The following is a 14,243-nucleotide window of genomic DNA, read 5'->3' as shown; positions in this document are numbered from 1 at the left end:
CATGGCAAACTCACTCGACGTCGACAAACTGGAACGGGCTGTCAAGTCGGTCTATCAGGACGTCGCGGCGGAGCCGGACGAGGAGTATCACTTCGAGATGGGGCGCGAACTGGCGGAGCGTCTCGGCTATCGGCCGGAGCACCTCGATCACGTTCCCGTGGCGGCGACGGAATCGTTCGCCGGCGTCGGATACCATTTCGACCTGGCCGATATCGAGGAGGGAGACGACGTACTCGACCTCGGCAGCGGATCGGGGATGGACGCGTTCGTCGCGGCCCTCCACGCCGGAGCGGATGGACGCGTGATCGGGCTGGAAATGACGGACAAGCAACTCGAGAAAGCCAGGACGTTGCGCGACGCCGCGGGGCTGGAGCACGTCTCGTTCGAGCACGGGTACATCGAGGACGTTCCCTTCGACGATGGGACCTTCGACGTGGTCATCTCGAACGGGGTGATCAACCTCTCGCCGGACAAGCCGAGGGTGTTCGAGGAAGCCTCCCGAGTGCTCGCCCCCGGCGGTCGGCTGGCCATCTCCGATATCATCAGCGAGGAGGAGATGCCCGAGAGCATCAAGAACGACGAAGACCTCTGGGCGGCCTGCATCGGTGGGGCCCAGCAGATCGACCGGTATACGACGGCCATCGAGGCAGTCGGCTTCTCGGTGACGGAGGTCCGGGAGAACACGCAGTACGAATTCGTCTCGGAGCGGGCGGCCAACGCGTGCGAGAAGTACGGCGTCAAGAGCATCTCGCTCGGAGCAACCACGTGATCACTATGGCGACAAACCAACCGACTGCGGACGAACAGCAAGAACGTGTACAGTACGAGTCACGGCTCCGGAACGGATCCCTGCTGATGACCCTCGCGGGGATCGGGTTCGTCGGCTACGGTGTCGTGTTCCTCGTAATGAATTTCGTCGGGAGCGGCTTCGAACTCGGCGTCAGTACGTTAGGCGGGATGACGACGGCCGATCTCGAGCCGACGGTGGCGTACTACATCAGTCACCTCCACGTCGCCACCGCCGCGTTCATCATCTCGACCGGTATCGCCGTTGCGAGCCTCTCGTGGTACGGGGTACGCCAGCGGCTTACCTGGGCATGGGCGACGGCGATCATCGCCGCCGTCGTCGGCCTGGCACTCGCGTTACCGATGCACTGGACGGGCGATGCGTTCGCTCACGACTGGGTGACCCATCTCGGACCGATCTACCTGGCGACGATCGTGTTCGTCGTCGGGGTTGCGTTGTCGTATCCAGGGGTTCGGAACGCCGGCTGATTTCCCCGATCATGTTTTCGCTCGCTAGCTCAGTAGCGTTCGTCGTACTGCATACGAGCCACGGCGCGGAGGTGACCTTCACGGAGTACCTGTTTCGGGTCCTCGCGTCTCTGTTGTTCTTCGGTGCTCTCGGTGTCACCGCGTTCTGGACCGTCCGGGCACTCGGAGTCGTCTATTCGGGACTCCGCAGACGACGGGCCAGTCGACGGGCAGCCGAACGCCGTTCTCGACGCTGAGTCGTCGGCCACAGTTCGCAGGCGTCGGCGAACTCCGACGGACTCCGTTCGCGGGCGGCGCTCGGCGGCACCCCGACGTTCAGAACCCTGTCGTCGCACTCGTGGCAGTCGATACGGAACCGGCCGCCGACGTACTCGCCCCGCAGGTCGGACGAACCGCAGTCGTAGCAATCTCCCGGACGTCGAAGCCCTCCAGCACGGTGTCTTCGGTGTAAATACCGGCCTCATGCAGTTTGGGGTTCGAACGGCAACCGATCGCCTCGAGCAGCGGTTCCGACGCAGCCTAAAACGGGACGCTCGCGCCGGTAAACGCTGCGAGGTAGACGAGTCCAGCCACCAGCGCGAGCAGGAGGACGGCCATCATGTACGCGAACGCTCCCTGGGGCGTGTATACGGACGGGAACGGGTGCGCCATCGGTTACGTATACGAGCGCCGACCGCTTAAACTCCCGACCGGAAATCGTCGTCGGCAACGGGCGCGCCGTGTGCAACCCGTCGATCCGACGTCGACCCGCGCTCGGTCACCCCGACGACCGGGTCGCGTCCCGTTCGATCACTCTGGCGACGAGGTACGTGGCACACACGAGGACGAGCAGCGGGAACAGCGTCAACGTGTGGGTGAGGACTACCGCCAGCGGATCGAACTCCCAGGGCGACGCCACCTCGAAGAGTACCGCGAAGTAGGCGAGGATGAGCACCGGGACCGCGTTGATCGAGATGTCGACGACCGTTTCTCGAGAGAGCCACTCGAGCATACGCCAGCGTTCGTCTGCGAGCGGAATAAACCGTACCCCGGATCGCCGGTAGCGCAGGCGGTACGGGCGCCGCCGAACGGGACTGGCTGTTCCCGGACAAACGCTTATGCCGGGAGTTGATGTAGGCCACCCCGTGGATGAGACGGACACACCGGGCCGCCGTCGCGGCCGTGCTGTTCGGCTTCACGCTCGCGGCGGTCCCGATCGTCGCCGTCGCCGGTTCGGGATCGGGGTCGGTGACGAATCAGCTCATCCGGCGGCTCAACCGGCAACTGCTCTATCTCGCGGTGCCGATCGCGGTCCTCGTCGAGGTCATCCTCCTCTACACGGTCTGGCGGTTCCGTAGCGACCGGAACGGCGGCGAGGAGCCGCGACCGACCCGTGAGAACCGACAACTCGAGATTACCTGGACGATCGCGACCGCGATCGTGTTGCTGTTCGTCGGCACGGCGTCGTTCCACGCGCTGGCCCACCCGGCGGTATCGACGCTGCCCGACGGCCCCCACGGCGGCCAGGAACCGGGCGGAGCGCCCGAGGGCGCCGTCGAAGTGAACGTCACGACCGAGCAGTGGGAGTACACCTTCGAGTACCTCGACGAGGACGTGACGACCGACGACGAACTGGTGCTCCCCGCGAACCGGCCTGTGTACCTGTACGTCACCTCGGAGGACGTGATCCACTCCGTCCACGTGCCCGGGCTGGGACTGAAACAGGACGCCGTGCCGGGCGAGACGCACCTCATCCGTACGGAACCGACGGAAACCGGGGAGTACCGCCTGTACTGTGCCGAACTGTGCGGCGAGGGCCATCCCGAGATGCTGTCGACGGTCCGGGTGGTCGACGAGGACGGGTACGAATCGTGGCTGACGGAACGAGCGGACGGAGACGCGGCCTCCGACTCGGACGACGAGTCGGGCACCGAGTCGACCGACGGGTCCGACAACGAGTCGACCGACCGTGTCGGAGGTGGTCCATGAAGCGGTTCTCGAGCGCGATCGCCGGCGGCGTCGCCGGGACCGCGGTGATGTCGCTGCTGCTGTTGTTGCTCGAGGTCGAAACCCGGTCGGCCCTGGAGATTTTCTACGTGATCGCCCGGTTCATCGGGACCCCCGACGACCCGGCCGTCGGGTTCGCGCTGTTCTCCGTCGCCGGCACGGTCGCCTGGCCGCTCCTGTTTCTCGCGCTCGAACCGTACCTCCCGCGCGGACCCGATCCCGCCGCCCGAGGGGTCGTGTTCGCTTCGATCCTCTGGCTCCCGTTCGTGATCACGGGGCGGGGCGACATCGGCGGACCGCTGCTGGTCTTTTTCGGGGCGTACACGCTGTTCGCACACTGGGCGTACGGTTTCACCCTCGGTGCGGTGTACGGCCGACTGTTCCGGCGTGCGTGATCGACGACCTTGCCGTGTGTCGACACAAACCTTTACCAGCCGTTCGTTGAAGTCGCTTCCAACCGTGCGGTGCCGACGGTCCCGATCCCGGTTCCCGGTTCCGATCAGCCGGTCGGCACCGCCGTCCTACGATTCACGATGCTCGAGACGATCCCCGGAGTCGTCGTCGCCGCGGTCATAGCGGCCGCGCTCCTTACGTACTATCGCCTCCGAAGCGGTCGACCGGCGCGATCGTTCGCCGACGGCGGGACTGCGTCGGTGACGGTCGGATTGACCGGGACGGAGAAACCGGCCGGCCTCCTGCGATGGTTCACCACCGTCGACCACAAGGACATCGGGCTGTTGTACATCCTGTTCGGGACGGCCGCCGCGCTGTGGGGCGCGACGGACGCGATGATGATCCGGACCGAACTGCTGGTCCCCGAGACCGCGATCTGGAACGTCGAGACGTACAACGCGGTGTTCACGACCCACGGGTTCACGATGCTGTTTTTCTTCGTGACGCCGGTGTTCACCGGCATCGCGAACTACGTGTTACCCCTGTTGCTCGGCGCCGACGACCTCGCGTTCCCGCGGATCAACGCGATCGCGTTCTGGCTGCTTCCCCCGTCGCTTCTACTGGTTCGGGGCGGGCTGATCACGGACGTTATGGGGATGGTCCTCGGCGTGCTTCCGCTCGACGTCTCCGCGCTCGAGGCCCTCGAGCCGGTCGGGATGGGGTGGACGATGTACACGCCGCTATCGGTCGAGATGGCGAACCCCCAGATCAGCGTCGCGTTGCTCGGGTTACACCTGAGCGGCGTCGCCACCACCATGGCGGCGATCAACTTCATCGTCACCGTCCTCACGGAGCGGCCGGACGACCTGGGCTGGGACAGGTTGGACATCTTCTCGTGGAACATCCTCGTCACGAGCGGGCTGATCCTGCTTGCGTTCCCGCTGCTCGGCAGCACGTTGATCATGCTCCTGCTCGATCGGAATTTCGGGACGACGTTCTTCGCGATCGAGGGCGGCGGGCCGATGCTCTGGCAGCACCTGTTCTGGTTCTTCGGTCACCCCGAAGTGTACATCCTGGTGTTGCCGGCGTTCGGGCTGATCAGCCTCATCCTCCCGAAGTTCTGCGGCCGACGGCTCTTCGGCTTCCGGTTTATCGTCTACTCGACGATCGCGATCGGGGTCATGTCGTTCGGCGTCTGGGCCCACCACATGTTCGCGACGGGGATGGACCCGCGGCTGCGCGCCAGCTTCATGGCCGTCTCGCTGGCGATCGCGATCCCGAGCGCCATCAAGGAGTTCAACTGGATCGCTACGATGTGGAACGGCCGGCTCCGGCTCGACGCCCCGCTGATCTGTATCATCGGCGGCCTGAGTACGTTCGTCGTCGGGGGGATCACGGGCGTCTTCCTCGCGGCCGTGCCGGTCGACCTGGTGCTGCACGACACCCACTACGTCGTGGGCCACTTTCACCTCATCGTCGTCGGCGTCATCCCGCTGGCGATGATCGCGGCGAGCTACTACTGGTTCCCCCTGATCACCGGCCGAATGTACAACCAGCGGCTCGCGAGGGTACAGTCCCTGCTGCTCGTCGTCGGGAGCTTCGTCACGTTCCTGCCGCTGCTGGTGCTCGGCTACGAGGGGATGCCCCGCCGGTACGGCGTCTATCCCGCGGAGTTCATCACCCTCAACCAGATCGCCTCGCTCGGCGCCCTCGTCCTCGGCGTGAGCGTGGTGCTCTGGCTGGTGAACATGGTCCAGTCGGCCCGCGTCGGTCCGGTCGTCCGCGACGCCGACGTCTGGAACCTGAAAGAAACCGGCCAGTTCACCCGCGAGTGGCAGTGGTTCGAGGAGCGCCTCGAGGACCGTCGCGCGGATTCGACGCGGCCCGAGTCGAGCCCGGAACGGACTCGAGCGGGGGAGGGCACCGATTCCGACTCCGGGACCGACTGAAAGCGCCCGCCGACCCGCGCTACACGGAGTGTTGGGGGACGTACGCGAGCCGCTGCATCACCGATCCGAGCACGTAGCCGTAGACCCAGTGGGCCGCAAGCGACAGTCCGAGGAACAGCACGCCGGCGTACTCGCCGGGCCAGAAGGCGAGGACGAAGCCGGTCCACATGATCGTCGCGAAGGTGATCCCGCGGGCGGCGCGGGGCTGTCGCGGCGGTAGGAACGCGCCGGCGACGACGAACAGCAGCGGCAGGGCGATGGTCCCGCCGGCGACGAACACGAGAACCCCGAGCAGGAGGTTCGGCTCGAGGCCGAGCACCCGGCCGAGTTCGGCGACGTCGACGAGCGCCTCCGCCCGGAAGAGGTCGAAGAAGAAGGGCGGGACGAAGAGGATCGGCACCATCGCGACCAGGCCGACGGCGCCGCCGACGAACGCCGAGAGCACGACGCGGAGGGTGATGTCGAGTTCCGCGCCCAACTCGTCCCGGTCGACCGGCGCACCCGAGACCGCCTCGGCCTGCTCCGCGGACGCGTCCGGACCCGGCTCGTCGGCTCCGCTCATCGGTTTCCGGATGTACCACGTTGCGGGTAATAACTGTCGGGCAGTCCGTGGCCTGCCGGGCGGACGCTTCGAGTTCGGTATTCCGGCACGAACGACGGCAACCGCGGGAACGGTGACGACGGCATCGTTTTACGTCGCCGCGTTGGAGCGCCGGTATCGGTATGCCTCGGAAGGAAACGCTCGGACTACTGCTGGCCGGCGTCGCGCTCGGCGTCTTCGCGACCGCGTTCGTCGTCGCGTTGCTCTGACGGCGGCATGGCGGGTCGAACTCACTGCTCGAGATCCCCGTACGATCCCCCGCGGCGACTCGAGACCGCGGGTCCGGCGACGCCGGCGACGATCAACAGCGCTGCCGCGGCGAGGACGACGGCCGCCCGGACGGCGATCCCGTCGGTTGCGGCGGCGTCGACGAGTGCCGCCGGCGTTACCGCGGGTGCGACGGCGATCCAGACCGCCCCACTGAGGCCGGCGACGGCCACGCCGACGAGCCGCAGCGGCCGCCACGGATCCGCCGCATACCCGGTTTCGTGGAGCAGGCCGGCGACGCTCGCCCCGACGGAGAGGACGCCGATCACCGCGATCACCATCAGCCCGAACAGGACGCCGGCCTCGGTCGCCACGATCCCGATCGCCGCGACCAGCGGCCACGCGCTCGAGCGCTGCTCTGTCTCGCGGTCCCGGTCGTGTTCCATGCTCCGGCCGACCACGCGAAGGGGTATGAAGCTACTCCCGGCCGACCTCGCGCGGCCTCTCCGCTCGATTCGCCGGCCGGACGTTTTTGCGAACGGTTCCCGTATTCGGCGGTATGGGGTCCGCCGTCGACGCCGAGGGCGAACCGAACGCGCAGGGGGATCGCGAACACGGACACGGCGACGGACACGACGGTGACGGCGGCCACGACCCGCCGGCGCCCGAGGACTGGCCGCGGGGGTTCGGCGAGGCGAGCTGGTGGCCCCTCGTCACCGCCGTCGGGATCGCCGGGCTCTATTTCGGCGTCGCGCTCGTCCTCCTCGCCCGCGGCGACGACCCGCTCGTCGGACGGCGGCTGCCGCCCGTCGTACTCGTCGGCGGTACCGCGCTCTTTCTCGCCGGCCTGTACGGATGGACCTACCACGGGTTCGTTCGCTCCTACTGGGAGCGGGCCGAGCCGGCGGTCGGCGAGGCCATCGACCTGCGCTGGGGGATGGTCCTCTTTCTGGCCACCGACGTCATGACCTTCAGCGCCGGCTTCGTCTACTACTTCTTCGTTCGAACGGGGTCGTGGCCGCCCGGCGAACTCCCGCCGCTGCTCTCGTCGCTCGTGCTCGTCAACACCGCCGTTCTGATCGCCAGCAGCGTGACGTTACACATCGCACACGAGGGGATCCGCGACGGTCACAGGCGGCGGTTTCTCGCCCTGCTCGGGCTAACAGTGCTGCTCGGACTCGTCTTCGTCGGGGGGCAGTTGCTCGAGTACTACGAACTCCTGGTCGTCGAGGGGACGGGCGTTACCGACGTCTTCGGGAGCGCCTTCTTCGCCCTGACGGGGTTGCACGGGCTCCACGTCGGCCTGGGCGTGGCGTTGCTCTCGATCGTCTTCGTCCGGGCCCTCGCGGGCCAGTTCTCCACGGAGCGGCACACGGCCGTCTCGACGGTGTCGATGTACTGGCACTTCGTCGACCTCGTGTGGGTGATCCTGGTCGCGACGCTGTACGTCGGGTCAGTCGCGTAGCGTGTCCCCCTGGTCACCCCCTCCCCGTTCGGGCGACCCGTGTGACCGCAGGCGACCGTCGCCGGCCTGAGTTTCTATACCCCCCGCGTGGTAGGCCGGCACGTCACCCGCCATGACGGCGTGTACCCTCTGCGGACTCCCCGTCGGCGACCGCCCCGTTCGCGAGGACGATCTCGAGGGAGCGTTCTGCTGTCGCGGCTGCCTCGAGGTCCACCGGATTCGAGACGGCGCCGACGACGGCCCGTCGCCGGACGAGGTCGACCGCGAGGGATCCCTCCTCCCGGCGGACACGAGCGATGCCGATGGGCCCGGGACCGGCGACGGGGACGAGACGCTGGAGACCGCCTTCCTCGCCCTCGAGGGGATGCACTGTACCACCTGCGAGCGGTTCCTCGAGACGGTCGCCGTGGGAACGGCGGGGATCCGTGAGGCGCGGGCGAGCTACGCTACCGAGATGATCCGGCTCCGGTACGATCCGGAGACGATCGACCGCGAGGAACTGCCGGCGGCGCTCGAAGGGGTCGGCTACCGGGCTCACGACCCCGGGGACGACCGGGAACGGGAGGGAAGCGGCTTCGACTTCGGGGAGTACCGGACGGCCTTCGCCGTCCTCCTCGCGATGCCAGTCATGGCGCCGTACCTGCTTTTCATCTACCCGACGTACCTGGGGCTGTACCCGCCGTCGTTCCTCCATGGCTCCACGATCCGGACGATGGTGTTCGTGCCGCTCGCCCTCTGGAGCACGCTCGTCCTCCTGGGGTTGGGGTATCCGATTTTCAGGAGCGGCTACGTCAGCCTGGCCGTTCGGCGGCCGAACGTCGACGTCCTCGTCTCGATCGCCGTACTCGCGGCGTACGCCTACTCGCTCGCGGCCTTCGCGGTCGGTTCCCGGCACGTGTATTTCGACGTCGCGGTGATGGTGCTGGTCGTCGTCACCGTCGGCAACCGCCTCGAGACGGCGGTCAAACGCCGGGCGGCCGACGCCCACTCCGACCTCGCCGCAGCCCGCGAGACGACGGCCCGGCGGGTCGCGGGGGACGGCTCGCTCGAGGAGGTTCCGCGGGAGGCCTGCGACCCCGGCGATCGGGTGGTCGTCAACTCCGGGGACCGGCTCCCCTTCGACGGGACGGTCGTCGACGGGACGGCGACGGTCGACGAATCGTTCGTGACCGGCGAGTCGATCCCCCGGTCGGTCGCGAGCGGCGACGCAGTCGTCGGCGGAGCCGTCCTCACGGACGGAACGCTCACCGTCGCCGTCGACGACTCGAGCACGCTGGATCGGCTCGTCGAACTGCTCTGGGAGGTCCAGAGCACCGAGGTCGGCCCCCAGCGGCTCGTCAACGGGTTCGCCCTGGCGTTCGTCCCGCTGGTGATCGTGCTGGCGGGCGTCGCCGCCGCCCTCTGGCTCGCCGCCGGAGCGTCGGCGGAAACCGCGCTGTTGATCGGCCTCTCCGTCCTCGTGGTTTCCTGTCCGTGTTCGCTCGGGATCGCCACGCCGCTCGCGCTTGCCGCCGGAAGCGGCCGTGCGGCCGAGGCGGGAGCCGCCGTACTCTCGGCGAACGCGCTCGAGCGGATCACGGACTCCGAGATCGTCGTCTTCGACAAGACGGGAACGCTCACGACCGGCGAGATGACGGTCGAACGCGTCGCCGCCGACGACCCGGAGGCGGTCCTCGAGCGAGCGGCCGCCGTCGAGTCGCGGTCGAGCCACCCGATCGCGGAGGCGATCGTCGAGGTGGCCCCGGCGACGGACCGGGCGGTCGACGGATTCGAACGGGATCCGCGGTCCGTCTCGGCGACCGTCGACGGGCGACGCGTGACGGTGGGACATCCGGCGGCGTTCCGCTCGGACGGGGCGTGGACCCTCCCCGACCGCTTCCGCGAGGCGATCGAGTCCGCACGCGAGGACGGCTGCCGCCCGACCGTCGTCGGCTGGGACGGCGTCGTCCGCGGCGTCGTCGCGGTCCGCGACCGGCCGCGGGAGAACTGGGCGGACGTCGTGGCCGCGCTGGCGGCCGACGGCCGCCGGATCGTCGTCCTCACCGGCGACGACGAGCGCGCGACGGGGTGGCTCCGGAACCACCCGGACGTCGACGACGTGTTCGCCGGCGTACGCCCCGCCTCGAAGGAGGCCGTCGTCAGGGGACTCCGGGAGGACGGCACGACGACGATGATCGGGGACGGCACGAACGACGCGCCGGCGCTCGCGCGGGCCGACATGGGCATCGCGCTCGAGGAGGGCACGGACGTCGCGATGGACGCGGCCGACGTCGTCGTGCGGGGCGACGACCTCGAGGCGATCCCGACGGTGTTCGCGGTGTCGCGATCGACCCGTCGCCGGATCCGAACGAACCTCGGCTGGGCCGTCTGTTACAACCTCCTCGCGATCCCGCTGGCGATGGCCGGCGCGATCAACCCGCTCGTCGCCGCGCTGCTGATGGGGGCAAGCAGCCTCGTCGTGGTCGCCAACTCGTTCCGGAGCGCGGGCGGTTTCGGGCCGGGTTGGCTCCGAAGATCCGAGCCGGAATCCGCGACCGAGTCAGGACCCGAGCCTGGGATCTCGGCCCGGTAACGGCTGCCGATTCGGACGTCGTCGGTGTTCGTTGGGTGGAAGCCGGCGGTATCGCGGGACGAACTGCACGCCCGGGAGGTCGGGGCGTCGGGGCCACCGATGATCGGATCGACGCCGCCGGCCGGTCAGTATCCGCCGGGAAGCGAGAGCACGAGCCCCAGGACTGCGAGCGGGACGGCAAACAGCGCCGCGTACCAGGCCCCGCCCGCACCGAGGAGCGCCCACGTGGACGCGTCGTAGCCGTGTGGGTCCCAGTCGATCCCCAGCCGTGGCAGCGCCAGCGCGCCGACGAGGGGCGTCCCCGCTGCGTAGCCGACGAACAGCACGGCGGTCACGCCGAGTATCGCCGGCCCCCAGAGGGCGTCGGGCCCGGCCCTCGTCACGGCGACCAACGGCCCGAGAACGAACGGCAGCGACGCGGCGACGCCGACGAGCGCGTAACTCGGTAGCAGCGAGCCGGACGGCGGCAGCCGGACGAACAGGGTCCGGATCCGACTCGAGAGCAGAAACGGCGTCCACAGCAGAGCCGCTATCGCGCCGGGAACCAGCAGGGACGCGGCGAGAAGTAGCCACCCGACCGCGTTCTCGACCGCCGTTCCCGAAAGGAGGAGCGCGTCGTCCACTACGACACGGAAGTCACTTCAGTGACAACTATCTTCCGGTCCGCCGACGGGATCGGCGATTCGGCGGCGGGACCGCCGTCGAACTCGAGCGGCGGCCGGGTCGAGTCGGTGTCCGAAGGCAGGGAGTACGGACCGGGAACCTAGAGACGAAGACGACTGGGCGGTCACCAGCGGACCGATTCCGCGCGTTGTCCGACTCTTCACACCCGCTCGATCACCGTCGCGATCCCCTGCCCGAACCCGATGCACATCGTCGAGAGGCCGATCTCGCCCCCCGTCCGCTCGAGTTCGTGTGCCAGTTTCCCCAGCAACGCCGCGCCGGTCGCGCCCAGCGGGTGGCCGTGGGCGATCGCACCGCCGTTGACGTTGGTCCGCTCCCAGGGGGCGCCGGTCTCCTCGAGCCAGGCCGCGACGACCGAGGCGAAGGCCTCGTTGACCTCGAAGAGATCGACGTCCTCGATCGTGAGTCCGCTCTTCTCGAGGACCTTCTCGGTGGCCGGAATCGGCCCGGTGAGCATGGTGGTGGGATCGACACCGACGACCGCGGTGTCGACGATCCTGGCCATCGGTTCCCAGCCGTGTTCGGCGGCTGCGTCCTCGCTCGCGATCAGCAGCGCAGCCGAGCCGTCGACGATTCCCGAGGCGTTGCCGGGGTGATGGACGCCCTTGCCCTCCTCACGGAAGGACAACGGGAGGTCGCCGAGCGTCTCGAGGTCGGTGTCGGGCCGCGGGTGTTCGTCCTTCTCGACGACGACCGTCTCACGGGCCGGTTCACTCCCCGTTCGACCGTCCTCGCCGTTCTCCCGCTCGAGTTCGGTCTCGACGGGGACGATCTGGTCGTCGTACCGTCCGTCCTCCCAGGCTTCGGCCCACCGCCGCTGGGAGTCGACGGCGAGTTCGTCGACGTCGCGCCGGGAGAGGTCGTACTCCTCGGCGATCCGTTCGGCCCCTTCGCCCTGCGTCGTCAGTTCGTCGAAGTGCTCGAAGTAGGTGTCCGTGACGGTGTCGTCCCCGGCGAGGCCGTCGACGCCGTCCGACCCCAGCGGTACCCGGGTCATGTGTTCGACGCCGCCGGCGACGAGGACGTCGTGCTGGCCGGCCATCACGTTCGTCGCGGCGAAGTTGACCGCCTGCTGGCCCGAGCCGCACATCCGGTTGAGCTGGACGCCCGGGACGCCGTCGCCCCAGCCGGCGACCATCGGCGCGATACGACCGACGTTCAGCCCCTGCTCGTCGACCGGCGTCACGCAGCCGTAGATCACGTCCTCGATCGTCTCCGGGTCGAAGCCGTTACGCTCCTCGAGGGCCTCGAGCGGTTTCGCCGCCAGATCCTGCGGGTGGGTGTCGCGAAAGGATCCGTTCCGGTCGCCGAACGGGGTGCGGACCGCGTCCACGATGACCGCGTCGTGCATACTCGATAGCTGTCGCCGTGCCGATATAGGAGTTCCGCAGCGTTCGACGCTCGGGACCGAGAACACGTGAAACCGCTCGAGCGGAGCCGCCCCGTCCGTCACCGAACAATTATCCGACCGCCGACCGAACGTCCGGCGATGACCGAACCCGACGTCTCCGACATCCGCGAACAACTCGTCGACGCGTTCGACGGGGCCGACTATCCGGTAACGACGCCGATGGACCTGTTGCCCGCCCTCCCGAACGGGCCCGCGACGACCTTCGAATCGGGCGAGTTCTCGATGTCGATGATGCAGATCCACAGTACGGCCGACGTGGATCCGAAAGAACGGTTCCCCTACGAGAGCCCGGAGGCGCTGGCGGACGACATCATCGACGGACTGCAGGACGCCGGAGAACTGCCGGAGTGAAGGGACGACCCCCGTACTGACCGATCGTCACCGATCAATACATCTCAATATCACAACTAGCAGCTGCTTTTACCGTCCGATCGGGAGTCGTATCCGTCGAAACAGTCATGACGGGACCCTCGAGCGGACACGACGGACGCGATATCGACGGGGACTGCCACCGCCGGCGCCAGCGAGACCGGCGATCTCGCTCGACCGACACCCCCTCTCGACCGGTCGAGTCGGATCTCGAGGCCGTCGTCGTTCGGTACGAGGACGGTCCGGACCGTCGGACGATCACCCCCCGGGAGTGCGACGACGCCGAACGGCTCACGACGTGGCTGTCAGCAAACGCTGACGCGTTCGTGGAACTGGGGGCCGTACGATAACGGGGCCGTAGGCGACGATCGGCGACGGCTCGCTCCCGCGAGCGGACGACGCTCGCGGGTCGCATCCGGGTGGGTTACTTCAGTCGCTCCTGCAGGAAAGAGGGGTGTGCCGCCGTGACCCCCTCGATCTCGAGCAGTTCCTCCGAGATGAACTCGCCGAGGGAGTCGCCGTCCTCGGCCCGTACTTCGGCCATCAGCATGTGGTCGCCGCTCGAGCTATACAGTGCCTCGATCTCGTCGAGTTGCTTCAGCGCCTTCGTCGCCTCGACGTAGCGTTCGCTCGCGACGTCGAGTCCGACCATCGCGATCGTCTGACTCGAGAGCTTCTTCGGGTCGATCTCGGCCGAGTAGCCGACGATGACGCCCTCGTCCTCGAGTTGGTTGATGTACTTGCGAACCGTCGGCTTCGAGACGCCGGCCCGCTCGGCGATCTCGGCGTACGAGGCCTGGGCATCCTCTTCGAGAACCTCGAGGATGCGATCTTCCGTCGCCTGGGTACTCATGTGAGACAGTTTTGCTCCGACAGGAAAATATCTTTTGTATACGAAAACGTTGGATCTCCTAACGGAAGCCCCCGAGAGCTGCCGGTTTCGGGCCGTCGACGGCGGCGTCATCGTCGGACTTATTCGAACCGTCGCACCAGTTCGGAACGAATGGTCGATCCCAACTACGTCAGCGGCGGCGTCTGGCTCGTCTGTGGGCTCGTGATCTGTTACCTCGGCTATCTCATCGGGATCCGGGGACGGGCGGACCTCCACACGGATTACGACGAGGACAGCGGCGTCGATCCGGCGTACGTCTCCCGCTGGGCCGGCGGCACGGCCCTGGCGATGGGGCTGCTGGTCGTCGGCTACGGGATCCGTGAGGCAATCTATGGCTTCCAGCCGTACGCACTCGGCGCGTTACTCGTCGCGTTGCTCGTGTTGAGCTACGTGACGAGGTTGTTCGCTCGCGGGTACGGCTACCGCGAGTGAGACGACC

18 protein-coding genes are annotated in these 14,243 nt (G+C 67.9%); 10 read left to right on the top strand and 8 right to left on the bottom strand.

Annotation, left to right across the window (positions count from 1 at the left end; all coding sequences use genetic code 11):
* The first annotated feature begins 1 nt into the window (after position 1).
* Positions 2-769, top strand: coding sequence for a methyltransferase domain-containing protein (locus CHINAEXTREME_RS18080; protein WP_007142598.1), 768 nt, complete (start codon positions 2-4; stop codon positions 767-769).
* A 5-nt stretch (positions 770-774) separates the two neighbouring features.
* A complete protein-coding gene (locus CHINAEXTREME_RS18075) occupies positions 775-1,275 on the top strand; it encodes a hypothetical protein (RefSeq protein ID WP_007142597.1) in 501 nt (166 codons plus the stop codon).
* Between the two features lie 172 nt (positions 1,276-1,447).
* Here CHINAEXTREME_RS18075 and CHINAEXTREME_RS22655 read toward each other — a convergent pair whose 3' ends face one another.
* The 3 genes from CHINAEXTREME_RS22655 to CHINAEXTREME_RS18065 all read right to left on the bottom strand — a co-directional run bounded on the left by CHINAEXTREME_RS22655 (position 1,448) and on the right by CHINAEXTREME_RS18065 (position 2,266).
* Positions 1,448-1,657, bottom strand: coding sequence for a DUF7351 domain-containing protein (locus tag CHINAEXTREME_RS22655; protein WP_449289600.1), 210 nt, complete (start codon positions 1,655-1,657; stop codon positions 1,448-1,450).
* Between the two features lie 137 nt (positions 1,658-1,794).
* A complete protein-coding gene (locus tag CHINAEXTREME_RS22470) occupies positions 1,795-1,926 on the bottom strand; it encodes a hypothetical protein (RefSeq protein ID WP_007142596.1) in 132 nt (43 codons plus the stop codon).
* A 106-nt stretch (positions 1,927-2,032) separates the two neighbouring features.
* Positions 2,033-2,266 carry a DUF6684 family protein gene (locus CHINAEXTREME_RS18065; protein WP_007142595.1) on the bottom strand — a complete coding sequence of 78 codons (234 nt, stop codon included), beginning with the start codon at positions 2,264-2,266 and terminating at the stop codon, positions 2,033-2,035.
* 137 nt (positions 2,267-2,403) lie between these two features.
* On the opposite strand from CHINAEXTREME_RS18065, the gene coxB reads away from it, so the two are divergent.
* The 3 genes from coxB to CHINAEXTREME_RS18050 all read left to right on the top strand — a co-directional run bounded on the left by coxB (position 2,404) and on the right by CHINAEXTREME_RS18050 (position 5,603).
* Positions 2,404-3,243: a cytochrome c oxidase subunit II gene (gene coxB / locus CHINAEXTREME_RS18060; protein ID WP_007142594.1), complete on the top strand. Its 840-nt coding sequence runs from the start codon at positions 2,404-2,406 to the stop codon at positions 3,241-3,243.
* The gene (locus CHINAEXTREME_RS18055; protein ID WP_007142593.1) at positions 3,240-3,656 is read left to right on the top strand and encodes a DUF6789 family protein; all 417 of its coding nucleotides are present in this window, start codon (positions 3,240-3,242) and stop codon (positions 3,654-3,656) included. The genes coxB and CHINAEXTREME_RS18055 overlap by 4 nt, the downstream gene beginning before the upstream one ends.
* Positions 3,657-3,794: 138 nt before the next feature.
* Positions 3,795-5,603, top strand: a complete 1,809-nt coding sequence (locus CHINAEXTREME_RS18050) for a cbb3-type cytochrome c oxidase subunit I (protein ID WP_394295315.1) — start codon at positions 3,795-3,797, stop codon at positions 5,601-5,603.
* A 19-nt stretch (positions 5,604-5,622) separates the two neighbouring features.
* Here CHINAEXTREME_RS18050 and CHINAEXTREME_RS18045 read toward each other — a convergent pair whose 3' ends face one another.
* Together CHINAEXTREME_RS18045 and CHINAEXTREME_RS18040 are read right to left on the bottom strand one after the other, a co-directional pair.
* Complete coding sequence (locus tag CHINAEXTREME_RS18045; protein ID WP_007142591.1) at positions 5,623-6,165, bottom strand: DUF6789 family protein; 543 nt, start codon at positions 6,163-6,165, stop codon at positions 5,623-5,625.
* A gap of 269 nt (positions 6,166-6,434) precedes the next feature.
* The gene (locus CHINAEXTREME_RS18040) at positions 6,435-6,857 is read right to left on the bottom strand and encodes a DUF7541 family protein (protein WP_007142590.1); all 423 of its coding nucleotides are present in this window, start codon (positions 6,855-6,857) and stop codon (positions 6,435-6,437) included.
* A 113-nt stretch (positions 6,858-6,970) separates the two neighbouring features.
* On the opposite strand from CHINAEXTREME_RS18040, the gene CHINAEXTREME_RS18035 reads away from it, so the two are divergent.
* Both CHINAEXTREME_RS18035 and CHINAEXTREME_RS18030 read left to right on the top strand, forming a co-directional pair.
* Complete coding sequence (locus CHINAEXTREME_RS18035; protein ID WP_007142589.1) at positions 6,971-7,876, top strand: cytochrome c oxidase subunit 3; 906 nt, start codon at positions 6,971-6,973, stop codon at positions 7,874-7,876.
* 112 nt (positions 7,877-7,988) lie between these two features.
* Positions 7,989-10,448 carry a heavy metal translocating P-type ATPase gene (locus CHINAEXTREME_RS18030; protein WP_007142588.1) on the top strand — a complete coding sequence of 820 codons (2,460 nt, stop codon included), beginning with the start codon at positions 7,989-7,991 and terminating at the stop codon, positions 10,446-10,448.
* Positions 10,449-10,573: 125 nt separating this feature from the next.
* Here the strand turns inward: CHINAEXTREME_RS18030 and CHINAEXTREME_RS18025 are convergent, their stop codons facing one another.
* Together CHINAEXTREME_RS18025 and CHINAEXTREME_RS18020 are read right to left on the bottom strand one after the other, a co-directional pair.
* On the bottom strand, positions 10,574-11,071 hold the full coding sequence (locus CHINAEXTREME_RS18025) for a hypothetical protein (RefSeq protein WP_007142587.1): 498 nt from the start codon (positions 11,069-11,071) through the stop codon (positions 10,574-10,576).
* A gap of 200 nt (positions 11,072-11,271) precedes the next feature.
* Complete coding sequence (locus CHINAEXTREME_RS18020) at positions 11,272-12,483, bottom strand: thiolase family protein (protein WP_007142586.1); 1,212 nt, start codon at positions 12,481-12,483, stop codon at positions 11,272-11,274.
* A gap of 138 nt (positions 12,484-12,621) precedes the next feature.
* Here CHINAEXTREME_RS18020 and CHINAEXTREME_RS18015 point away from each other — a divergent pair, with 138 nt between their 5' ends.
* Both CHINAEXTREME_RS18015 and CHINAEXTREME_RS18010 read left to right on the top strand, forming a co-directional pair.
* Entirely contained in the window at positions 12,622-12,894 is a 273-nt protein-coding gene (locus tag CHINAEXTREME_RS18015; RefSeq protein ID WP_007142585.1) for an MTH865 family protein, read from the top strand.
* A gap of 107 nt (positions 12,895-13,001) precedes the next feature.
* On the top strand, positions 13,002-13,262 hold the full coding sequence (locus CHINAEXTREME_RS18010) for a DUF7511 domain-containing protein (RefSeq protein WP_007142584.1): 261 nt from the start codon (positions 13,002-13,004) through the stop codon (positions 13,260-13,262).
* Positions 13,263-13,336: 74 nt separating this feature from the next.
* Here CHINAEXTREME_RS18010 and lrpA1 read toward each other — a convergent pair whose 3' ends face one another.
* Positions 13,337-13,765, bottom strand: a complete 429-nt coding sequence (gene lrpA1, locus CHINAEXTREME_RS18005) for an HTH-type transcriptional regulator LrpA1 (protein WP_007142583.1) — start codon at positions 13,763-13,765, stop codon at positions 13,337-13,339.
* A 150-nt stretch (positions 13,766-13,915) separates the two neighbouring features.
* Here lrpA1 and CHINAEXTREME_RS18000 point away from each other — a divergent pair, with 150 nt between their 5' ends.
* Entirely contained in the window at positions 13,916-14,236 is a 321-nt protein-coding gene (locus CHINAEXTREME_RS18000) for a hypothetical protein (protein WP_007142582.1), read from the top strand.
* Positions 14,237-14,243: the final 7 nt, after the last annotated feature.

The sequence above is a fragment of the Halobiforma lacisalsi AJ5 genome (assembly GCF_000226975.2).
Taxonomy (GTDB): Archaea; Halobacteriota; Halobacteria; order Halobacteriales; family Natrialbaceae; genus Natronobacterium; species Natronobacterium lacisalsi.
This window is presented reverse-complemented; position numbering and strand designations above follow the sequence as displayed.